We start from the raw sequence: 21,816 nt of genomic DNA, 5'->3' as shown, positions 1-21,816 counted from the left end.
TAATAAAATGAAGGTCAACAGACAGAAGGAGGAGAACCATGGATAGAGAGATGATCCTTGAGATCTTACATGCATTTGACCAGAGCACCGCGTCTTCGTTCGAACTCGAACTGCCCGGCGGAAAACTGTCCCTCGCGAAAGAGGGGCAGCAATCCCGACCTACGGTGGCATCCCTAGACCAGCAAGCGGCACCAGAACCGATGATGGAACAGGAAGCGGCGAATGTCGAAACGGTGTGTGCCCCGCTCGTCGGAATCTTCTACGAAGCGGCCGCACCCGGAGAAGCCCCTTTCGTTCGCCCCGGGGATCGTGTGGAGGTCGGTCAGGTGGTTGGGATCATCGAGGCCATGAAGGTGATGAACGAGATCAAGTCCAAGATCGGCGGTCGCGTGCTGTCCGTCGAGAAGGCGGACGCCAGCCTCTGCGAGTACGGCGATGTACTCGTTCGCATTGAGGTGGACGCGTGATGTTTCAAAAGGTACTGATCGCCAACAGGGGAGAAATTGCTCTCAGGATTCTGCGGGCGCTCAAACGGCTCGACTGTGCAGTGGTCGTTGCCTACGCTGAGGAGGATCGTGAGACGTTGGCTGTTCAGATGGCCGACCAGGCCGTCTGCATCGGCGACCACCGTTCCTACCTCATGCCCGATCGTCTCATCAGCGCTGCCCTTGTCACCGGTGCCGAGGCGATCCATCCCGGATACGGATTCCTCTCGGAGAACGCCGCATTCTTTGAGAAAGCCCTGGACAAACAGATCGTGATGATCGGCCCGGATCCGCAGACCATGATCCGGTTGGGAGACAAGGCGGAGGCACGACGTTTGGCCGTCGAAGCTGGGGTCCCTGTCATCGGTGGTTCCGAAGGACCGCTCGCGGATGTCAAAGAGGCGATGACGATTGCCGATGAGCTCGGGTATCCCGTCCTTTTCAAAGCCGTCAGCGGAGGCGGTGGCCGCGGGATGCGGGTCGTCAACCGACGAGAGGAACTCACTGCCGCTTACCAAACGGCTTCGGCCGAAGCGAAAGCGGCCTTTGGAGACGACCGTCTTTACCTGGAGATGTACCTGGAAAGGCCCAAGCACCTTGAGGTCCAGGTGCTGGCCGACCACCACGGGAACGTGGTGGTCTTTCCGGAACGTGACTGCTCCATGCAGCGACGGCATCAAAAGATCGTAGAGGAATCACCGGGTGCAACCGTAGCGCCCGCTCTTTCCGAAGCCCTGGGAAAGTCGGCGGAAGATCTTTGTCGGTTGACGGGGTACAGGGGTGCAGGTACTGTTGAGTTTCTCGTTGACGGTCAGGGGCGGTATTTTTTCATCGAGATGAACACACGCATCCAGGTTGAGCACACGGTCACCGAGATGCTGACGAGCAACGACCTTGTGGCCCTGCAGATCCGCATCGCGGCGGGTGAACCGCTCCCGACGGTGTCGGCTTCTGCCGGTCACGTGATCGAGTGTCGCGTCAATGCCGAAGATCCGTCAGAAGGGTTCAGGCCTTCACCGGGTCAGGTGCGCCTGTTTCACGTCCCTGGAGGACCCGGGACCCGTTGGGACAGCCACCTGTACGACGGCTACAAGGTCCCGCCCTACTTCGATGCGTTGATCGGCAAGTTGATCGTCCACGGTGCGACGAGGCAAGAGGCCATTGGTGCCATGCGCCATGCGCTCGACGAACTCCTGATCGAGGGAATCAAGACCAATGTCTCCTATCTGAAAGAGCTGATGCGGGACACGGCGTTTCTCGATGGCACGTATCATACCAAGACCCTGGAGGAGAAGTAGATGCTAGATAAATTCTTTCGAAAGACCCAATACATCACCTTGCCCCAGGTCAAGCCAGAGGCGGCATCGATCAGCAGTGGCGTGATCCGATGTCCCGTCTGCCTGCAGGAGAACAGCGGGGACAAGCGGTGCCCCACCTGCGGTGCGAAGCGACGGCTCGGTCGGGAGGAGCGACTGGCTGATCTCGTGGACGAGGGGAGCTTTGCCCCCTTTGCTATCGGTCCCGTCGCAGAGGATCCCCTCGCCTTTCCCGGGTATCTTGAGAAGCTTCAAACCCTGCGCAAGAGAACGGGTCATCGGGAGGCCGCGACGGCCGGGCGTTGCACCATCGATGGTAGAGCCGTGGCCATAGGTGTGATGGACGCTGACTTTCTCATGGGATCTCTCGGCAGCGAAGTGGGGGAGATTCTGTGCACGTTATTTGAAAGGGCGACCGAGGAAGGCCTAGCCGTGGTCTTGTTTTCGGCCTCCGGTGGTGCCAGGATGCAGGAGGGGATCTTATCCCTCATGCAGATGGCCCGGGTGACCGCAGCCCTTGAACGTCACCACCGGGAGGGGGGATTCTACCTCTCCGTTCTCACCGATCCCACCACGGGTGGGGTCACGGCCAGTTTCGCCATGCTCGGCGATCTGATTTTGGCAGAACCCGGTGCCCTGATCGGTTTCGCCGGTCCGCGCGTGATCGAAGAGACCATCCGCCAAAAGCTACCCGAGGGATTCCAGCGGGCTGAGTTTTTGCTCGAAAAGGGTTTCGTCGATGCCGTCGTTCCCCGACGTGAGATGAAGCGTACCCTGGTGCAACTCATCGACTACCACCAGAACGAGGAGGTGTGTGCATGGACGCGTTAAGACAAATGCTCGAGACGCTGGAGAAAAACGCCGGCGAGGTGGACCTGAGCCGTGAGATCGAGGAGATTCGTAAGAAGCTCGATCAAAGGGAGAAGCCACCGACCACTTGGGAGCGCGTGCAGTCGGCGCGGGCGACCGGTCGGATGACCGCACTCGATTACATCGAAGGCATCTTTGGGGATTATTTCGCTTGTCATGGTGACAGGGCCTTCGGAGAAGACCGCGCGGTCGTCGGCGGCCTGGCCCGGCTCAATGGAAAGCCCGTGACGGTTATCGGGATACAAAAGGGGCGCGATGTGGACGAGAATATCGCAAGGAACTTCGGTATGCCGCATCCCGAAGGATACCGGAAGTCCCTGCGCCTGATGCGACAGGCAGAGAAATTCAACCGCCCCGTCATCTGTTTGATTGATACGCCCGGTGCCTACTGTGGCCTGGGAGCGGAGGAACGGGGGCAGGGAATGGCGATAGCTGAAAACCTCAAGGCCCTTGCTGGACTCTCAGTCCCCACCATCGCGGTGATCACGGGTGAGGGGGGCAGCGGAGGTGCCCTGGCCCTTGCACTGTGTGACAAAGTCTATATGGTCGACCGCTCGATGTACGCGATCCTGTCACCGGAGGGCTTCGCAGCCATCTTGCACAAGGATGCATCCAAGGCACCGGAAATTGCTACGTCCATGCAGATCCTCCCGGAGGACCTCCTACGCATGGGGATCATCGACGGTATACTGGATACACCACGGGCCGTTGACTCAAGCGAAATGGAGGGTATGCGCGCACAGTTCATCGCAGATCTCGAAAACCTGTGGGGGCTCTCGGAAAAGGAACGCCTCGATCGGCGTTACAGGAGGTACCGAAAATTCGGCTGAACTCATAAAAAAGCCTAACCCCTTGTTCTATAGGTGGGGGTTAGGCATTACAGAGCCTGCTTGGGCTCTGTTTCTTCTCTCTTGAGTACTTTCTTTTTTGTAAGGCTACTCAGTCGGCTGGTTGACAATCAAGTTAACTACAGAGTATGACAATGCTACTAGTGGTAAAGAATGCTCTCTCCCTTCGTTTTTGCACCGTAGATTGGGCTAGAATCTTTCCTTTGTTAAGTTTATACGAAGAAGATCCATCATTAGCCTGGATGCGGAGTCTTAGTTGAAAGCAGTTTAGGTTTCTGCGTTCAAGCCGTATTTGAGGAAGAGCAATCTACGGGTCTAAAACCTGCTAAGAAGCTCCCACTTCAAGTTTTCCTGCGAAAACCAAATGGTGGGAGTATTCATTCCGCTAGAAAATCCCTGTACGGGATTTTTTTTGTGTTAAAATGGGGAGAGAAAAGACAACGGAGGAGGCGTAGATAACATGACAACAATCATCAGAAACGCAAGGATCTTGACCATGGTGGACGATGGGCCCATTGAGGCGGATCTTCGCATTGAAGCGGGTGTGATCACAGCCATCGGTGAGGTAGAAGGTCAGGCCGATCGCGTGATCGATGCCAGCGGTCACCTGCTGATGCCAGGACTGATTAACGCGCACACTCACATGGCCATGAGCCTGTTTAGAAATTACGCGGAGGGACTTCCGCTGCACGAATGGCTCACGGAGAAGATTTGGCCTGCTGAAGCCCAGCTCACGGGGGAGGATGTCTACGACGGCACCATGCTGGCCATCGCAGAGTCCATCCGTAGCGGCGTCACGACCTTTAACGATATGTACTTCTTTTGCGATGATGTGGTCCGCGCGGCCCGCGAAACGGGTATCCGCGCGGTCATCAACCGGGGCATCGTGAGCAGTGAGGATGTGGCGGATAAGATACGTGACGCCGTGCAGCTGGCCCGGGATTACCACGGAGCAGACGATGGGCGCCTGCAGATCATGCTTGCCCCTCACGCACCCTACACCTGCGACCGGATGACACTGGAGACGATCATTGCCCATGCCAAGGAAAGGGGCCTGCGTATTCACATCCATGTTTCGGAAACAAAGCGTGAGCACGATGAAGCGCTCGAGCAGTTCGGCATGACACCCGTGGCCTATCTCGAGTCCATAGGCCTCTTCGAGGTGCCCGTGGTCATGGCCCATGGCGTGCACGTGACACCTGACGATCTGGAGATTCTTTCGCACTACGATGTGCACTTGGTGCACAACCCCGAGAGTAATCTGAAATTAGCCAGCGGTTTCTGCCCCGTGAGTGATTATCTCGGGGCAGGGATCAATGTGGCCATCGGTACCGATGGGGCCAGCTCGAACAACAACTTGAATCTTTTTGAAGAAATGCACGTGACGGCGATCCTCCATAAAGCCCTGACACAGGACCCCACGGTGCTTTCCCCCATGTTGGTCCTGCGCATGGCCACGCTCAACGGTGCCAAGGCGCTCGGCATCGATCATCTCGTGGGTAGCATAGAGGTGGGCAAGCGCGCGGACTTGATTCTCGTGGACCTCAACCGTCCCCACCTGCGACCGCTCTTTGACCCGGCTGCTGCCATGGTCTATTCTGCCCAGGCCTCGGATGTCACCCTGGTGATGGTCGATGGGCGTATCCTGATGGAAGAGGGTAGCCTCACCACGATGGATGAGGATCAGGTTATTGCCCGCGGGGAACGCGCGGCCTTCGATCTGGTGAAGAGGGGGGAGCAGGCATGAGTGATTTCAAGAGCATCACCTACGATGGCAAAACCCTCACGCTGATCGACCAGCGCGTGCTTCCCACGGTGGAACGGTACATCTCTTACGATCGTGGGGAACCCTTGATCGAGGCCATCGCCTCGATGGTCGTCAGGGGCGCACCGGCCATCGGTGTGACGGCGGCCTATGCCCTGCTCTTAGAGGCAAGGGCCCTTGTTGCGGAGCGGCGGCCAGAGGCACTTGAGGACTTCTCGCAACGTCTCGAGCAGGCGCGCCCCACCGCTGTCAACCTGATGTGGGCGGTGGATCGCATGAGGGGCGTGCTCCGTCACGATCGTCCTTTATCCGATCAGCTCCAAGCGCTCGAAAGGGAGGCCGTGGCCATCCACGAGGCGGATATCGCGACCAATGAGGCCATGGCGTCCGCCGGGCTCGCGGTGGTCCCCCCGGGATCGACGGTCCTGACCCACTGTAACACCGGGGCACTGGCCACGGCCCATCTGGGTACGGCCTTTGGTGTCATCAAGAAGGCTTTCGATACCCACGGGGACCTTTTCGTCTATGCCGATGAAACGCGTCCAAGGCTCCAGGGGGCCAGACTCACGGCCTTCGAGTTAAAGAAAGCCGGGATTCCCTTTGCCCTCCAGGCCGACGGCGCTGCGGCCCATCTGATGAAAACGAAAAAAGTGGATGTGATCTTGGTGGGAGCCGACCGCATCGCGGCCAATGGTGATACGGCGAACAAGATCGGCACACTCATGCTGGGTCTCCTGGCCAAGCACTATGGCGTGCCCTTTTATATCGTGGCGCCCACGAGCACGGTGGATCTATCGGCAAAAAGTGGGGCTGATATCGCCATCGAAGAACGCGCCTATGAGGAGATTTTCCTCGTGGGAGAAGAACGCATTGCTCCGGAGGGAATCGAGGGTCATAATCCGGCCTTCGACGTGACCGATGCAGAGCTGATCACAGGGATCATCACAGAAAAAGGGATTCTCACGCCACCCTTCGACCGGTCCTTGGCGGAGGCCCTCCGATGATCGGGGCGATCATCGGGGGCACTGGGGTCTACGACACCGGTGCGGAGATGGCGGAGCGAACCGTCTCTACCCCCTATGGAGAGGTGAGGGTCTACCTTGTCAACGACGTGGTCTTTCTACCCCGTCACGGGAGCACCCACAGCCACGCTCCCCATCGGATTCCCTACCAGGCCAACCTCTACGCTCTCAAGGAACTGGGGGTAAAGAGGATCCTGGCCACAGGAGCCGTGGGCAGTGTACACAAGAACCTGCCTCCCGGTAGTCTCGTCATGATCACGGATTTTCTCGATTTTACCAAGGCCAGACCCTCTACTTTTTTCGAGGACGGTGACGTGGCTCACGTGAGCATGGAGGAACCCTACTGCTCCTCGCTACGCGAGGTGCTGGCCTCCCGGCTGAGGGAAAAAGAACTGACGATCGACCAGACGGGCGTTTACGTGTGTACCGAGGGCCCTCGCTTTGAGACGGCCGCCGAAATCGCCTTCTACCGGCAGATCGGCGGTGACGTGGTGGGGATGACCGGTGTCCCTGAGGTGGTATTGGCCAAAGAACTTGGCATGTGCTATCAATCCGTCGGCATCGTGACCAACTTTTGTACAGGTGTCACCGACCACATTTCCCACGATGAAATCATGGGGAGTGTGGCGTCAAAGAAAGCGCTTCTGATGGATGCTTTTATCGCAACGCTCCGGGTTCCTGAACATCCCGCGTGCTCGTGCGCCGATGCGCTGATCAAACTATAGAAGGGGAGAGATGTTCTATGATGAAAATGGGAGTGGCCAGAAAAGGAATCCAGGCCATGGGTTGCAAACTGTTGAAGGAACATCATGTGGTGGGCACCTGGGGGAACATCAGTCTCCGGCTGGATGATCCGGGTCTCGTGGCGATTACGCCCAGCGGGATGGCCTACGATACCATGTCGGTAACGGATATCCCCGTGCTCAACCTCGCGGGAGAGGTGATCGACGGGGAGCGTAAGCCCTCCATCGAGTGGCCGCTCCACCTGGCGATCTACAAGGCGCGACCCGATGTGAAAGCGATCATACACACGCACTCGCCCTATCTGACGGCCTTTGCCATCGCCCGTCACGAGCTCCCACCCTCGGCGGAGGATCTCGTGCAGATTTGTGGTGGAGGCATCCGGGTGACGGACTATGTGCTACCCGGATCCGAGGGACTCGGCAGGGAGGCTGTGAAGGCGCTCGAGGGGAGAAATGGGGTAATCCTGGCCAACCACGGGGCCCTGGCCTGCGGCCCGTCGCTCGAGGAGACTTTCAAAATCGTGGCGGTCATGGAGAAATCGGCCATGGCCACGCTCCTGAGCTACCAGCTCGGCGGCCCCGTGAGCCTCACGGAGAGTGACGTGGACGCCATGCGTGACTTCTACCTGCATAAATATGGACAGAGGTGAGCCGATCGATGCGCTTTGAAACCATGACCATCCACGGAAAAGACAAACACGAGAACGCCCACCGGGCGCTGACCACACCGATCTATCAAACGAGCACCTTTTCCTTCGACAATCTGCAACAGGTTGACGATGTGATGAATTTTCGATCGTCGGATTACGTTTACACAAGGGGAAACAATCCAACGCTCCGGGACTTCGAAGAACGGATCGCTGCTCTAGAGGGCGGTGTGGGTGCAGTGGCCTTCGGTTCGGGTATGGCAGCGATTTCCAGCGTATTGATGTCTTTCTTGGCACCGGGCGACCGGGTCGTTTTCCACCGGACGCTCTACGGATCAAGCTACACCTTCTTGACTCAGTTCATGAAAAAGTATCAGGTGGAGGCCATCAGTCTGGATCTCGCCACGGAGGAAGGAATCGCCCGGCTCGGGACCCTAGACGCAAAGGTGGTCTACTTGGAGACCCCGACCAATCCCGTTCTCGATAGTCTCGATCTCGTAGCCATCGCCAAGCACAAGGGTGAGGCTACGCTGGTGGTGGACAATACCTTCATGACCCCCTATTTGCAAAGACCGCTCGGTCTGGGAGCCGATGTGGTGGTTCATAGCGCCACCAAGTACATCGGAGGACATGGGGATGTGGTGGCTGGTGTGGCCGTCGCTTCCGATCAGGAGTATGTGAACCGGTTGAAGTTCGACTACATGTGTGAACTGGGTGGAGTCCTCAGCCCCTTCGATGCCTATTTGTTGCTCAGGGGCTTGAAGACACTGGCCGTCCGGATGGACCGCCACGAACGTAATGCCGATGCCATCGCCGACTACCTCTCCGGACGCTCCGAGGTGGAGCGCGTCTACCGACCGGAGAGAATCGAAGGACAGATGGAGGGTCGGGGCGGCATGGTGGCCTTTACCCTGAAGGATGAACACCTCGATCGAGTGGATACCTTCTTTGAGGCCCTCGATCTGATGACATTGGCCGTTTCGCTTGGTGATTGTGAAACGCTGATCGAAATGCCCGCGCGGATGACGCACCTGGGGTACTCGGACGAGGCACTCGCCGAGGCCAAGATCCCCAAGTCCCTGATCCGAATTTCCGCTGGGCTCGAGCACCAAGAAGATCTGATCGACGATTTAAAACAAGCACTGGATACCTTGGGAGGATGAATTCACTTTGAAAGTAATCATACACGACGCATTCTATGAATTTCAGAATAAAAGGACCGATGAGATTTTTGAACGTCAGAAGAACTACCTGACCCAACTCATCGCCGACTGCGAAGCGGCGGGCGATGACGAGGCACTCCTGACGCATCTTTACAGTTTATCGAACCTCACGGAGATGCTGATCGACCGCTATGTGGAGCACAGTGGATTGGAAGCCACGGTAAAGGCACTCAAGGCCAAACCTATCAAACGCGATGGGTCGCCGCGTTAAGGTAGTTTACAGAAAAGTTACAAATGAGAAAAAAGGGTTGAAAGTTTAGAAAATTCACTTATACTGTTGTTAGCGTATAAAAAAACTTTTACACGAAAGGAGGTTTTGTGATGTTGATCAATGCATATGTAGCTCGTAACCCAATCGCACTTCAGACAGCTGTACTTGACAATTGCATCACAGGACCCGCAACGTCTCTGAGGTTTTCTTAGCGCGCCGCTATCATAACGAGATGCCACGGGTACAACACCCGTGGCTTTTTTATGCCCACAGAAGGTATATTTTTCCATACCCTCACGACGCCACGGTGCTATCCGGGCGTCTTTTTTTATCCCAAGCCAACCGGTAAGGAGGTTGCACATGTTGAAATATCTCAAGCACTACACACAATCGATCGTCGCAGAAATCGCCTACGTCATCATTTTCACACTCTTTAGTCTCATCACACCGCTGATCATCCGTTATACAGTCGATGTGATCATCGGAGGTCTTGAACCCGAGATGAAATGGATGAAAGAAATGCTAGGTGTCGATTTTTTTAAAGTAGGCATAGTCATGGCAGTGATCACACTCTTGCGATTCTTCTTCGAATACAAGAAAGGGGCCCTCGCGGCCCATCTGTCCGAGGACCTAACGAGAGATCTGAAGGAGCGGTTGTTCCGACAGATCCTGGCGATGGAAGCCTCGGGACACGATACGCACGAGAAGGGAGATCTTCTCCAAAGGTGTACCTCCGATGTGGAGACCATCCGCCGGTTCATTGGCGTTCAGGTGGTCGAGATCGCAAGGGTGATCTTCCTTTTCTTCTTGATCCTGGGCCTGATGCTGACGTTGCATGTCAAGATGACCTTCGTCGCCATGGGGCTGATGCCATTGATTTTCGCGAGCTCCGTCTACTTCTTCTTCATCGTGAAACGGTATTTTACCGTCACAGATGAAGCCGAAGCCCGCATGACCAGTACCCTTGGCGAGAACATCGCCGGTGTGCGCGTGGTCAGGGCTTTCGGGAATGAAGAACGGGCAGAAGCGAATTTCGATGTGCACAACCGTGACTATGCCGATCGCATTGAGAAACTGGTGACAAAATTTGCATATTTCTGGTCCTACTCAGACTTGATCACACTATCGCAGGCGGCAATCGTCTTGTACTATGGCATTTTCCTCACACTGAAAGGAGAGATGACCCTCGGTACGCTGATCGCCTTTACCAGCTACGAGGGCATGCTGATCTGGCCCGTCAGGCAGCTCGGACGAATTCTATCGGAGTTTGGTAAGGCTACCGTGGCCATCGGTCGGATCGACGAGATCCTGGATAGTCCGGCTGAAGAGGAGGAGAATGCAAACCTGCTGCATCCTTCTTTCCACGGCCAGATCCGTTTCGAAAATGTCTCCATGTCTTATCATGATGGGAGCAGGGCACTGCGTGACGTGAGTTTTGAGGTGCAACCTGGCGAGACCATCGGTATTTTGGGCCCGGCCGGTTCTGGTAAGTCCTCCCTCCTCAAGGTACTCATGGGCTTATACCCTTATGAGGGACGCATCACTCTTGACGGCGTAAACCTGAGGGAGATCGATCGATCGCACCTGCGGCGGCGGTTTGGCATGGTGATGCAGGAGAGTTTCCTCTTCCACCAGTCGATCAAGGAAAATATCCACGCCCAGGAAAAAAGTGGCCAGATCGAACGTGTGGTTCATGCGGCCGAGCATGCCGACCTGCATCACACGGTGATGGGGTTTGAAGCCGGCTACGATACCATGGTGGAGGAGCGAGGGCTCAGCCTCTCCGGAGGCCAGCAGCAGCGCGTCAGCCTGGCGCGCACCCTATATGAACCACGTGATGTCTATCTCTTCGACGATCCGCTCAGTGCCGTGGATGTGACCACGGAATCGAGAATTCTCGACGAACTCGAGAAGCTGGGGCAGAAAAGGACAACACTGATTGTATCCCACCGCCTCTCTGCAGTCCGCAGAGCCGATCGTCTCTTCCTGATGGAGGCCGGTCGGCTTGTGGCGGCCGGTACGCACGAGGAATTATTGAAAACAAATGGACGTTATCGGGACTGCGCCAGACTCGCGACGTCCCTCGAATAGGAGTTGAAAGCAATGTCGACATGGAAGACGTGGCGGAAGATCGCTGTGCACTTCGCACACGTCAGCGGTCGCCTGAAGAAACTGGCCCTGATGATGATCAGCGTGGCACTGATCGACTCGGCCTTCCCACTGATGACGCGCTACGCCATCGATGAGATCATCACCCCGGCGGCCGACGAGAAACTCAAGGCCTTCGCCTTGGTCTATATGGGCTTGATCTTAGGCCTCGCGCTGATGATTTTCCTCTTCATCCATCTTTCTGGGAAAATCGAAGCGGCAGTCGTGTACGATCTGAGGCGAAAGGCCTTCACGAAATTGCAGCGATTACCCGTAGCCTACTACGATAAAAACAACGACGGTTGGATCATCAGCCGCCTGACCAGCGACATCTCCAAGATCGGTGATACGCTGGCCTGGGGGATGGTGGATCTGGTCTGGGGGATGTCCACGGTCCTCCTGATCGCCTGCATCATGCTGTCCATCCATTGGCGGCTTGCCCTCGTGACCCTCACGGTGGTGCCTCTGCTTGCACTCGCGGCACTCTTCTTCCAGAAGAAGATGATCGCCCGGCAGCGCGAGGTGCGTAAGTACAATGCGACGATCACGGGGCGTTTTTCCGAGGCAATCCACGGTGCGATCGTTTCGAAGATAATCGACAGCGCCGCACGCCAGAAGGAGGATTTCAAGGGTCTGGTCGGTGATATGTACGGGGAGGCTTACGCTTCTGGCAGACTCTCCTCCTTCTACCAACCCCTCGTCATGAGCATCGGGACACTGGGCACGATTTTTGCGCTGGTACAGGGTGGGTTGCTCGCCGAAGGGGGAGCCATCAGCTACGGCACCTATGTGCTGTTCATCAACTATGCCATGCGGCTTTTCGATCCAATCGTGGAAATGAGTCGGGTTTTCTCCGAGCTGATCAGTAGCGAAGCGGCCGTGGAAAGGGTCGTGGGTTTGTTCGAGGAAGCGGAAGACCCGGCGAGGGAGCTCGCGGTCGCCGCCCCTGTTACCGTCGTGCAAAGGGGGGCACTTGTCTTTGATCACGTGTCCTTTGCCTACGAACCGGGAACTATGATCCTTGAAGATTTCAGCTTTCAAGTGAGGGCTGGAGAAACCGTGGCCTTCGTGGGGGAGACGGGGTCGGGAAAGAGCACCCTGGTGAACCTGATGATCCGTTTCTACGAGCCCACCGAAGGGGGGATGCTCGTCGATGGGATCCCTTACTCTGCTCTAGATCATGGAACCCTTCGTTCCTATTTTGGTTACGTGCTCCAGAAGCCCCAGCTCTTCTCTGGAACCATCGCAGATAACATTCTGTACGGCCGACCTGCGGCTTCCCGCGAGGAAATGATCCGGGCAGCCAAGATCACGGGGGTGCACGAGATGATTCGGCACCTTGAGGAAGGGTACGAGACGGTGATTTCGGAAGAGGGGAGCAATTTGTCCCTAGGACAGAAGCAACTGATCGCCATGGCGCGCGCAATCCTATCGGATCCAAAGATCTTGATTTTGGATGAGGCCACGAGTTCCGTGGATCCCCTGGCCGAGCAGTCGATCCAGCGTGCGCTCGACCGCGTGATGTCCGATCGCACGAGCATCATTATTGCACACCGGCTTGCGACGGTGAAAAAGGCTGACAGGATCTGTGTGCTCTCGGCCGGTAAAATCGTGGAGTCCGGTGATCACCGGACGCTCATGAAAAAACGGGGTCAATACTACCAGATGGTCAGCAGGGAAAACGAGACCATCTCATCACACCGCCAACCGGCCTGATGAGACGAAGTGACACCGTACTTTCCACATGACCCGGTTCCCTCTAGCTACTCGAAAACGCACGGTGATGCGATAAGTGGATTTGTATGAAGACCACGGTTATGCCGTGGTTTTTGTCATGGTACAGTGTATGCCGGCTTAGGAAAGTGTTGCCAGTGGGCATCCTCTCCTGCATTGCTAGGGCCTATGTGGGAGCAACTGATGACACTGACCCTTGGAGAAAACGTGGGATGAACCGAGGTGGAACCCGTCATCGGGCATTTGTGTCTCTTCCGCAGATCCCCGATGTTTTTCGTCAAGATCCCCTACAGATCTCGTCGGATCTGTGAAACAGACCCGTTACGGTCACGTGAGGGGCTTTTTTTTCGTGCGATATGGTATAATCGGAAGAGTAGGGAAGGAAGGTGTTCGCAGGCTATGTCGATGGTGAAGTACATGTTGTTCATCGCTGTGTTCGATGCATTTTTAAGCCAGATCTTTTTAGACGTGCTGGTAGATGATTTTCGCATCTCTCTGTCGGTGGCCATCCTACCCGTCTTTTACTATTTTGAGCACAAGCTTAATCCGATGATCACGGCCTTGTTCATCGGTGCGACGGGGCTCCTCTTCCGAGGAGTACTCGGCACCGGGGCCTATGCCTCTTTTACCGAAGCCACACTGGTGGATTTTCCAATATTGATCTTTGATTTGACCTATGGATTCCTCCTGTATGTATTCTTCTTCCGCTCCGAAGAGAAGGGGATCGGCCGATGGTTTGTCGTGGTATTGTTCTCCGATTTCTTCGCGAACACCATTGAACTTATCGTACGATCGGGTTTCTCAGCCATCGATCTGTTTACTTTCAATACCCTGGTCCTCGCCGCGCTGATCCGAACGATGATCGGACTCGTTGCGGTGATGATCTTTAAATACTTCGACGTGATCAAAAAACGCGAGGCGGACCTCGAGCGCTACCGTTACTTCATGCAGTTCGTCTCGGATCTCAAGAGTGAGATTTACTTTATGCGCAACAATATGCAGTACATCGAGGAAGTCATGCGCGATGCTTACAAACTCTATGAGATCAGCGGGGAGGAGGGAGATTTCTCCCGACTTTCCCTTTCCATCGCGCGGGATATCCATGAGATCAAAAAGAACTATATCCAGGTGATCAAGGGAATCGAACGCACGAGCCAGGAGGGTGAGCTTTACGGCAAGATGATGCTCACGGATCTGGTCGCCCTGCTGCAGGAGAGTTTTGAGAAAACAGAAGGGGAGAGTGGCATCGAGATCAACTATGATATTCGCGATGACGTGGAGATCCAAGACCATTACTATATGATGAGCATTCTGCGCAACCTCATTTCGAATGCCATCGAAGCCTGTGACCCGGGCCATAGGATTTGGGTGCGCCACCATCGTATGGAGACCTATAACGAGTTCGTGATCGAGGACAATGGTCAGGGCATCAAGGAAAAGAATCTACCCTATATTTTCGATCCCGGCTTTTCGACAAAATTCGACGTGACGGGTGAGGTCGGTCGTGGTATCGGCCTGACCATGGTCAAGACGCTCGTGGAAGATCGCTTCGGCGGGACCATTGAGGTCACCTCGGTCCAGGGTAAAGGGACCATCTTTCGCATTGCACTGAAGACAAGTTTACTGGAGGGATAAACCATGACCTTTTACCTGATCGATGACGATATCCTGGTGATCAAAATGCTCGAGAACCTGATTGAAGAGGAAGGACTCGGAGAAATCGCTGGATTCGCCACTGATCCAGAGCGTGCCTTGTCGGATCTGATCGTCAAGCGTCCCGACATCGTGCTCGTGGATCTTTTGATGCCCGGCATGGATGGCAACCGCCTTATCGAGCGCGTGCGAGAGGCCAACAAGACGACACGTTTCATTATGATCAGCCAGGTGAGTTCCAAGGACCTGGTGCAGAAAGCCTATGATTCGGGTGTGTCCTTTTTTATCCACAAGCCGATCAACCGCGTGGAGGTGACGCGCGTTGTTGAGATCCTGTCGGAGAAGATGACGCTTGAGAAGCAGTTCAATATCATCAAAGGTATGGTCATCGGAGAGGACGTCCAGGTGAAGGCACACGAGGAGCCCGAGGTCGACCAACGCCGCAACATCGAGTTCATCTTTTCAAAACTCGGGATCATGGGGGAGAAGGGCTGTGGGGATATTTCGGAGATCTGTGATGTTATGATTGAACAGAACAGTCACCGGTTTGATTTCAAAGTCAGTGAGATTTGTGCGAAACTCTCGGATAATCCCCGGGCCATGGAACAACGGATCCGACGTGCCATCAACAAGGGTCTGGCCAATATCGCCAACGTAGGTCTTGAGGATTACATGAATGAGAATTTCATGCGCTTCTCCAACTCCCTCTACGACTTCGAAAACGTGAAGGCTGAGATGGATTTTATCCGAGGTAAACGGCAGGGCGGCGGGAAGATCAATGTGAAGCGTTTTATCGAAAATTTACTGTTATTGTCAGAAGATGCGCAAATTTAAACGTTTTTTTAACAAATTCAACTTTCTTTGGTGAAGGAACCTGACGAAATCTAAATTTTTGTGTGGGTCGTTCCCTATAATGTAGACAATTCTATATTAAGGGGGAATTATTTTGCCAAAGAAACAAGCAACACTAGGACTAGCACTTATCCCAATCCTATCACTGATCGCCTTTTTGTTCTTCGGTCTCACCGTATTCGGTGCCGACGTTCATATCCCGATCCTCGCAGCTGCCGTCGTCGCAGCGATAGTAGCCGTTTTCGGTCTCGGATTCAAATGGGAAGAACTTGAAGAGGGGATCGTCGACACGATCAAGATGAGCATGGGGGCCATCCTGATCCTGATGGTCATCGGTTCTGTCATCGGAACCTGGATCCTCAGCGGAGTCGTACCTACGATGATTTACTACGGACTGAAGCTTTTATCGCCAGCAATCTTCCTCGTGGCGGCTGCGATCATCTGTGCGATCGTATCGCTCTCCACAGGTTCAAGCTGGACAACTGCCGGTACGGTGGGCGTAGCCCTGATCGGTGTCGGTGGCGGTATGGGTATGCCCCTCGGCCTCGTGGCCGGTGCAATCATCTCAGGCGCCTACTTCGGCGACAAGATGAGCCCGCTGTCTGATACGACGAACCTGGCCCCTGCTGTTGCAGGCGCTACGCTCTTCGATCACATCCGTCACATGCTCTTCACGACAGGCCCATCGCTGCTGATCGCGCTGGTGCTGTACGGCATCATCGGTATGCGCTATGCAAGCGGTAGCGTAGATACTGAAGGCATCCAAGTGATCCTACAGGGTCTCGAGGCGAACTTCAACCTGTCGCCCATTCTTTTGGTCGCACCACTGCTGGTTATCGGCATGGTCGTCAAGCGTACACCTGCACTGCCCGGTCTGATGGGTGGCGTATTAATCGGTGGCGTTTTCGCATGGATCTTCCAGGGCTCTGGCCTCGGAAGCATCATCGACGCTGCACACTACGGTTACTATTCTGAGTCTGGCATCGCTGCCATCGACGATCTGCTCTCCAAGGGTGGACTCGACAGCATGATGTGGACAGTATCATTGATCCTGATCGCCATGACCTTCGGCGGCATCATGGAGAAGAGCGGCATGCTCAAAGCAGTTGCCGATCAAATCCTCAAGTTCGCTACGAACGTGGGTAACCTCGTGCTCGCAACGATCCTGACGGTTATCTTCATGAACCTCGTGGCCGGTGACCAGTACCTTGCGATCGTTATTCCCGGTCGTATGTACAAGGAGATTTACGACGAGATGGGCCTCCATCCGAAGAACCTCTCCCGTGTACTCGAGGACTCCGGTACGCTCACATCGCCTCTGGTTCCTTGGAACTCCTGCGGTCTGTTCATGTCCTCCACACTGGGCGTGGCAACGATCGCATACCTGCCCTTCGCCTTCCTGAACCTGATCAATCCGCTGGTTTCCATTTTCTACGGATACACAGGCATCACGATGGAGAAGATCGATCCAGAAGCTACAGAAGCATAAGTCTATACAGCCAGGTGTCTCCCGAAAGGGAGGCATCTTTTTTTTATGCCATTCGAATGGTCGGGGCCGGGGCAAACGACCACCTCTTCGGACATCTCAAAAAATGCTAGATGAGAGCTTCTTGAATCTTCTTCATAACTGGAGTTTTTGGCGTCTTCTTCTTCATCGGCGTCTAGAAATACGAAATTATGGTATGGTAGAAGGAGCTGTTAACTAGGGGGGGAAATAGCATGGAAGACGTTCGATTTTTCAATACGCATCAGCAGTTGCTGGTGGGCTATCTCTATCAGGCCGATGGCGAGCGTATCGTGATCTTGGCCCACGGTTTTCTCAATGACAAATCCTCGCAGGGGCGTTTCGAACGCATGGCCGGATCCCTGGCCAAGGCGGGGATCTCTGCCCTGGCCTTTGATTTTTCAGGTAGTGGGGGGTCCGATCCCGCCATCCTCAGCGCTGCGGGACAGGTGGACGATCTGCGCGCGGCCCTTCAGTGGGCACGCGGTAGAGGCTACCGACAAATCGGTCTTTTCGGCAACAGCCTCGGATCTTACATCTGCCTCAGGTGCGCGGACGAGGGGATCCGTACCATGGTCCTCATGGGCGCCCTGACCCACAACATGCACTACGACTGGGATGCTATCTTCCCAAGCGAGAAGATGGAGGAGTTGAAGCGCGAGGGTGTGATGACGCTCCAGATGGAGAACGGAAGTCTGCGTAAGCTGGGACACCAGATGCTCCGTGACTTTGAAGAAATTGACCAGCAGGCGCTACTTGCATCCGTAGCCTGCCCGGTGCTCATCCTCCACGGGGACCATGCTGAGGACCAGGAGGAGCTGACCTTGCTCGGTCACTCGCGCGCGGGGATGAAATGGCTACCGGCGTCCTCGCATCTCGAGGTGATCGAGGGGGCCGGGCACGGGTGTGTTGGATATATGGACCGGGTGGTAGACCTCGCCGTGGCCTGGTTCAGCGATCATTTTACGGGTCCGGATCGTTAGAGGGAGAAAGGGATCGTAGTCACTGGAACGGGTGTCTTACGATTTCATTTTTACCACTTGCATACCATAGGGGGGTATGGTATACTGGGGTCAGATAATGAGAATGATACACATTTGAGATAGGAGGAGACCCATGGCCGAAGACAAACATGCATCAGCCCATTCCCTCGAAGTGCAAAAGAGTATGGTCAACCGCTTGAGTCGTGTCGAAGGACAGATCAGGGGGATCAAGAAACTGATTGAAAAAGAAACCTATTGTGATGATATTATCCATCAGCTCGAGGCAGCACGGTCGGCCCTCCGGTCCATTGAACTCGTGCTGCTCGAGAGTCACGTCAAGCACTGTGTGGTCCGCCAGATCCAAGAGGGCGACCCCACGATTACCGATGAGATCATGACGACCTTTAAAAAAATCGCCAAGTAAAGGAGCGAAAAATCCATGAAAAAAACAAGCTTACGCGTCGACGGGATGAGTTGTACCTCCTGCTCGGCAGCGATCGAACGAAAGCTCAACAAGACCGAAGGGGTGGATACCGCTACCATCAATTTCGCCACGGAAAAGCTCATGGTCTCCTTTGACGATAGCGCGCTGTCTATCGAGGAGATCGGTTCCCTGATCGAAGACCTGGGCTATCAGCCGGACCTTACTTCCGTCGAGGCTGATGAGGAGGAAGAGGGAATCACGAAAACTGAAACCATGAAGGTGGCGGGCATGACCTGTACGGCCTGTTCGGCAGCCATCGAACGAAAGCTCGGTAAAATGGCGGGCATCGACTCGGCCACGATCAACTTCGCGGCAGAAAAACTGACCGTGACCTATGACGTGCGACTGGTGCGCAGGGCCTTTATCGAAAAGGCCGTGCACGATCTGGGCTATCAGCTACTTTCCGAGGAGAAGGGGAGAGAGGCCGTCGACCGAGACGAAGAGATGATGCAGAAGGCCAAACGAAAAATGCTCTACTCTGTCGCCCTGTCGGGCACCGTCATGTTGCTGATGATCCTTCATATGTTCGTCACGAAAATTCCCGGCTACCTCTGGATCATCAATATCCTAGCGCTGCCCAATATTTTCTACCTGGGCAAACACGTGCACCGGGCCAGTTATAACGCGCTGAAGAACAAGTCCCCCAACATGGACGTGCTCGTCAGCCTGGGATCCGTACCGCCCTACCTCATCGGTCTATTGGCCTTCTTCATGCCACTGCAGGCTTTCACAGAGATGGCCACCAGTATCATGACCTTCCACCTGATCGGTAAGTACCTGGAGACGCGCGCCAAAGGGCGCGCCTCACAAGCTATCAAAAAACTGATCGAGATGGGTGCCAAGACCGCCAACATCATGATCGACGGTGAAGAGATGCAGGTCCCGGTGGAGCAACTGCAGCCTGGCGATCTGATGATCGTTCGGCCCGGGGAAAAGATTCCGACGGACGGCGTCGTCGTCGAGGGGATGAGCACCGTGGACGAGTCCATGGCCACCGGAGAGTCCATGCCCGTGAAGCGGACCGTGGACGACGAGGTCATCGGCGCTACGATCAACAAACAGGGAATTCTTCGCGTGCGCGTCACCAAAACCGGTAAGGATACCTTCCTGTCCCAGGTCATCGAGTTGGTCGAGGCCTGCCAGGGTTCCAAGGTGCCGATCCAAGAGTTCGCCGATCGGATCACGGGTTATTTCGTACCGGCTATCATGATCATCACGGCCCTCGTTTTCTCCTCGAACCTCCTGTTCCCGGCCTTTCACCAGGGGATCTTGGAATGGGGTGCCCAGTATTTCCCCTGGGTCAATCCAGGCGCCAATGCACTTTCAACGGCCTTTGTCACGGCAACGGCCGTACTGGTCATCGCCTGTCCCTGTGCCCTGGGACTCGGTACGCCCACGGCCTTGATGGTCGGTAGCGGTATGGGAGCCGAGAACGGTATCCTGATCCGCAACGGTGAAGCCGTGCAGACTTTCAAGGACCTCAAGATGGTCATCTTCGATAAAACCGGGACCATCACGCTGGGTCGACCGGCCGTGACAGATTCCCGTGTGGCCGACGGTGTGGAAGAAAGCGACCTTTGGCAGCTTGCCGCTGATTTGGAAGCCAGCTCGGAACACCCCCTCGCCAACGCCATTCTCGATCACACGAAGAAAATGGAGATCAAGCCCAACCAGGTGATGGACTTCGAAGCCCTTCCTGGTTTCGGTATCCGGGCCAAGCGGATGGATGGCACGGAACTGTTTTTCGGCAACCGCAAGCTCATGGAAAGCGAGGGTGTCACCTTTGACGCCTGGGAAAAGGCGATTGCCAACCTTGAGGAAGAAGCCAAAACGGTCATGCTGGCCGCCGAAGGCACCCGCCTGATGGGTCTCGTTGCCGTGGCCGATCCGATCAAGGAAGACTCTGCACCGGCCATCGCCGCCCTGCACAAACTGGGCATCGAAACGGCTATGGTCACCGGTGACAACCGCAGGACGGCGGCTGCTATCGCGCGCCGTGCCGGTGTCGACCACGTCATCGCAGAAGTGCTACCCGAAGGCAAGGTGGACGAGGTCAAGCGCCTACAGGCATCCCATGGGATCGTCGCCATGGTGGGTGACGGGATCAACGATGCGCCGGCTCTGAAGCAAGCCAATATTGGGATCGCCATCGGAACGGGTACGGACATCGCCATCGAAGCGGCCGATGTCACTCTCGTGAAGGGCGAGCTCGGCGGAATTCTGTCTGCCATACTCCTCTCCCGCGCAACCTTCCGCAAGATCAAGGAGAATTATTTCTGGGCATGGTTCTATAACGCTGTGGCCATTCCCGTGGCCATGCTCGGGCTCCTCCACCCCATGATCGGAGCCGCCGCCATGAGCGTGAGCTCCCTCAACGTGGTCTACAATTCCCTGCGCCTCAAGCGCGTGGACATTCGTCCGGAGGTTCTAAAAGACGCGGCCTGAATGCAAGGAACCATAGAAAAAAACCAATAGAGTATGGTATACTGGTCATGTGAACAACCGCTCTTAAAAAGGGCACTTGACCGTCGATAAATAGTTCCCTCCGCCCCTTCATAACAGGCGGGGGGATTTTTTTTACCGAGAAAGGAGGAGGGGACGATCTCCATCGATAGACTCTACCAAGAGATGAAAAAGGAAGCTGACCCCGAGAAGAGCGGCCCCATGCGTACCTACATGAAGGACCAGTTTCCCTTCTTGGGGATACAGGCCGGTCCCCGGCGACGGATGCTTGCCGACCATTTGAGAGCCTTTCCTGGGCTCAAGGAGATGCCCCTGCTTACCCTCGCGGTGGCCTGCTACGGCTATCCTGAGCGCGAGATGCACTACGTGGCCTGTGACTTGATCAATGCCCGGGGCAAGAAACTGAAGCGGGAGGACCTTGCAGCGATCGATTGGGTTCTTTGCCATGCGCCCTGGTGGGATACGGTGGACAGTGTGGCCGCGAATGCTCTGGGAGATTTTCTCAAGCTCTTCCCTGAAGAGCGGGATCAGATCGACCACAGGCGTTCCACTTGGCACGCCAGGGCGCTACTCCTTCATCAGCTGAAGTATAAGGAAGAAACCGATGAGGTCTTTCTCTTCGATCTGATCCGAACCTACAGTGGGGAGAAGACTTTTTTCATCGCCAAGGCCATGGGATGGGCCCTGCGGGCCTACAGCAAAACGGCCCCCGAGACGGTGGGCTCTTTCCTCGGAGAAAGCGATCTCCCCGCATTGACCCGCCGGGAGGCATCCAAGTACCTTTGACCAAGAAGGGAAATGACGCGGGAAGAACGCTTTGAAGGACCCTGATTCCGTTTCGTTTTGGGCTTTCCTGTGGTATGAT

General features: G+C 55.5%; 19 protein-coding genes. All 19 read left to right on the top strand.

Annotated features, from left to right (window positions below; genetic code table 11):
• Positions 1 to 38: 38 nt before the first annotated feature.
• A complete protein-coding gene (locus ACULM0_RS01995) occupies positions 39 to 467 on the top strand; it encodes an acetyl-CoA carboxylase biotin carboxyl carrier protein (protein WP_463678785.1) in 429 nt (142 codons plus the stop codon).
• Positions 467 to 1,783 carry an acetyl-CoA carboxylase biotin carboxylase subunit gene (locus ACULM0_RS01990; protein ID WP_463678784.1) on the top strand — a complete coding sequence of 439 codons (1,317 nt, stop codon included), beginning with the start codon at positions 467 to 469 and terminating at the stop codon, positions 1,781 to 1,783. The genes ACULM0_RS01995 and ACULM0_RS01990 overlap by 1 nt, the downstream gene beginning before the upstream one ends.
• Complete coding sequence (locus ACULM0_RS01985; RefSeq protein ID WP_463678783.1) at positions 1,784 to 2,632, top strand: acetyl-CoA carboxylase carboxyltransferase subunit beta; 849 nt, start codon at positions 1,784 to 1,786, stop codon at positions 2,630 to 2,632. It abuts the gene before it with no gap.
• Positions 2,620 to 3,501 (top strand): acetyl-CoA carboxylase carboxyl transferase subunit alpha, encoded by an 882-nt coding sequence (gene accA / locus ACULM0_RS01980; protein WP_463678782.1) that lies wholly within the window; start codon positions 2,620 to 2,622, stop codon positions 3,499 to 3,501. Before ACULM0_RS01985 ends, accA begins: the two co-directional genes overlap by 13 nt.
• Before the next feature lie 478 nt (positions 3,502 to 3,979).
• Complete coding sequence (locus ACULM0_RS01975; RefSeq protein WP_463678781.1) at positions 3,980 to 5,266, top strand: amidohydrolase; 1,287 nt, start codon at positions 3,980 to 3,982, stop codon at positions 5,264 to 5,266.
• Positions 5,263 to 6,288, top strand: a complete 1,026-nt coding sequence (gene mtnA / locus ACULM0_RS01970) for an S-methyl-5-thioribose-1-phosphate isomerase (protein WP_463678780.1) — start codon at positions 5,263 to 5,265, stop codon at positions 6,286 to 6,288. Before ACULM0_RS01975 ends, mtnA begins: the two co-directional genes overlap by 4 nt.
• Positions 6,285 to 7,031 carry an MTAP family purine nucleoside phosphorylase gene (locus tag ACULM0_RS01965; RefSeq protein ID WP_463678779.1) on the top strand — a complete coding sequence of 249 codons (747 nt, stop codon included), beginning with the start codon at positions 6,285 to 6,287 and terminating at the stop codon, positions 7,029 to 7,031. Before mtnA ends, ACULM0_RS01965 begins: the two co-directional genes overlap by 4 nt.
• Before the next feature lie 17 nt (positions 7,032 to 7,048).
• On the top strand, positions 7,049 to 7,699 hold the full coding sequence (locus ACULM0_RS01960; RefSeq protein ID WP_463678778.1) for a class II aldolase/adducin family protein: 651 nt from the start codon (positions 7,049 to 7,051) through the stop codon (positions 7,697 to 7,699).
• Between the two features lie 8 nt (positions 7,700 to 7,707).
• Entirely contained in the window at positions 7,708 to 8,859 is a 1,152-nt protein-coding gene (locus ACULM0_RS01955) for a trans-sulfuration enzyme family protein (protein WP_463678777.1), read from the top strand.
• A gap of 7 nt (positions 8,860 to 8,866) precedes the next feature.
• The gene (locus tag ACULM0_RS01950; RefSeq protein WP_463678776.1) at positions 8,867 to 9,130 is read left to right on the top strand and encodes a hypothetical protein; all 264 of its coding nucleotides are present in this window, start codon (positions 8,867 to 8,869) and stop codon (positions 9,128 to 9,130) included.
• Between the two features lie 360 nt (positions 9,131 to 9,490).
• On the top strand, positions 9,491 to 11,221 hold the full coding sequence (locus ACULM0_RS01945) for an ABC transporter ATP-binding protein (protein ID WP_463678775.1): 1,731 nt from the start codon (positions 9,491 to 9,493) through the stop codon (positions 11,219 to 11,221).
• 12 nt (positions 11,222 to 11,233) lie between these two features.
• Positions 11,234 to 12,994, top strand: coding sequence for an ABC transporter ATP-binding protein (locus tag ACULM0_RS01940; protein WP_463678774.1), 1,761 nt, complete (start codon positions 11,234 to 11,236; stop codon positions 12,992 to 12,994).
• A gap of 417 nt (positions 12,995 to 13,411) precedes the next feature.
• Complete coding sequence (locus ACULM0_RS01935) at positions 13,412 to 14,647, top strand: sensor histidine kinase (protein WP_463678773.1); 1,236 nt, start codon at positions 13,412 to 13,414, stop codon at positions 14,645 to 14,647.
• Positions 14,648 to 14,650: 3 nt separating this feature from the next.
• Positions 14,651 to 15,499 carry a response regulator gene (locus tag ACULM0_RS01930; RefSeq protein ID WP_463678772.1) on the top strand — a complete coding sequence of 283 codons (849 nt, stop codon included), beginning with the start codon at positions 14,651 to 14,653 and terminating at the stop codon, positions 15,497 to 15,499.
• A 112-nt stretch (positions 15,500 to 15,611) separates the two neighbouring features.
• A complete protein-coding gene (gene nhaC, locus ACULM0_RS01925; protein ID WP_463678771.1) occupies positions 15,612 to 17,006 on the top strand; it encodes a Na+/H+ antiporter NhaC in 1,395 nt (464 codons plus the stop codon).
• A gap of 230 nt (positions 17,007 to 17,236) precedes the next feature.
• Positions 17,237 to 18,004, top strand: a complete 768-nt coding sequence (locus ACULM0_RS01920; RefSeq protein WP_463678770.1) for an alpha/beta hydrolase — start codon at positions 17,237 to 17,239, stop codon at positions 18,002 to 18,004.
• A 133-nt stretch (positions 18,005 to 18,137) separates the two neighbouring features.
• Complete coding sequence (locus ACULM0_RS01915) at positions 18,138 to 18,428, top strand: metal-sensitive transcriptional regulator (protein ID WP_463678769.1); 291 nt, start codon at positions 18,138 to 18,140, stop codon at positions 18,426 to 18,428.
• Between the two features lie 15 nt (positions 18,429 to 18,443).
• The gene (locus ACULM0_RS01910) at positions 18,444 to 20,933 is read left to right on the top strand and encodes a heavy metal translocating P-type ATPase (RefSeq protein WP_463678768.1); all 2,490 of its coding nucleotides are present in this window, start codon (positions 18,444 to 18,446) and stop codon (positions 20,931 to 20,933) included.
• 183 nt (positions 20,934 to 21,116) lie between these two features.
• Positions 21,117 to 21,737, top strand: coding sequence for a DNA alkylation repair protein (locus ACULM0_RS01905; protein WP_463678767.1), 621 nt, complete (start codon positions 21,117 to 21,119; stop codon positions 21,735 to 21,737).
• Positions 21,738 to 21,816: the final 79 nt, after the last annotated feature.

The sequence above is a fragment of the Halotolerantifilum yawarlongkerapense genome (genome assembly GCF_054506745.1).
This window is presented reverse-complemented; position numbering and strand designations above follow the sequence as displayed.

What these genes read in the sequence shown, in the direction of transcription:
- ACULM0_RS01940 (WP_463678774.1), top strand. Translation starts at nt 11,234, where the DNA reads ATGTCGACATGGAAGACGTGGCGGAAGATCGCTGTGCACTTCGCACAC.
- ACULM0_RS01915 (WP_463678769.1), top strand. Translation starts at nt 18,138, where the DNA reads ATGGCCGAAGACAAACATGCATCAGCCCATTCCCTCGAAGTGCAAAAG.
- ACULM0_RS01945 (WP_463678775.1), top strand. Translation starts at nt 9,491, where the DNA reads ATGTTGAAATATCTCAAGCACTACACACAATCGATCGTCGCAGAAATC.
- ACULM0_RS01910 (WP_463678768.1), top strand. Translation starts at nt 18,444, where the DNA reads ATGAAAAAAACAAGCTTACGCGTCGACGGGATGAGTTGTACCTCCTGC.
- ACULM0_RS01920 (WP_463678770.1), top strand. Translation starts at nt 17,237, where the DNA reads ATGGAAGACGTTCGATTTTTCAATACGCATCAGCAGTTGCTGGTGGGC.
- ACULM0_RS01960 (WP_463678778.1), top strand. Translation starts at nt 7,049, where the DNA reads ATGATGAAAATGGGAGTGGCCAGAAAAGGAATCCAGGCCATGGGTTGC.
- ACULM0_RS01930 (WP_463678772.1), top strand. Translation starts at nt 14,651, where the DNA reads ATGACCTTTTACCTGATCGATGACGATATCCTGGTGATCAAAATGCTC.
- ACULM0_RS01935 (WP_463678773.1), top strand. Translation starts at nt 13,412, where the DNA reads ATGTCGATGGTGAAGTACATGTTGTTCATCGCTGTGTTCGATGCATTT.
- accA (WP_463678782.1), top strand. Translation starts at nt 2,620, where the DNA reads ATGGACGCGTTAAGACAAATGCTCGAGACGCTGGAGAAAAACGCCGGC.
- mtnA (WP_463678780.1), top strand. Translation starts at nt 5,263, where the DNA reads ATGAGTGATTTCAAGAGCATCACCTACGATGGCAAAACCCTCACGCTG.
- ACULM0_RS01985 (WP_463678783.1), top strand. Translation starts at nt 1,784, where the DNA reads ATGCTAGATAAATTCTTTCGAAAGACCCAATACATCACCTTGCCCCAG.
- ACULM0_RS01905 (WP_463678767.1), top strand. Translation starts at nt 21,117, where the DNA reads ATGAAAAAGGAAGCTGACCCCGAGAAGAGCGGCCCCATGCGTACCTAC.
- ACULM0_RS01965 (WP_463678779.1), top strand. Translation starts at nt 6,285, where the DNA reads ATGATCGGGGCGATCATCGGGGGCACTGGGGTCTACGACACCGGTGCG.
- ACULM0_RS01995 (WP_463678785.1), top strand. Translation starts at nt 39, where the DNA reads ATGGATAGAGAGATGATCCTTGAGATCTTACATGCATTTGACCAGAGC.
- ACULM0_RS01990 (WP_463678784.1), top strand. Translation starts at nt 467, where the DNA reads ATGTTTCAAAAGGTACTGATCGCCAACAGGGGAGAAATTGCTCTCAGG.
- ACULM0_RS01975 (WP_463678781.1), top strand. Translation starts at nt 3,980, where the DNA reads ATGACAACAATCATCAGAAACGCAAGGATCTTGACCATGGTGGACGAT.
- ACULM0_RS01955 (WP_463678777.1), top strand. Translation starts at nt 7,708, where the DNA reads ATGCGCTTTGAAACCATGACCATCCACGGAAAAGACAAACACGAGAAC.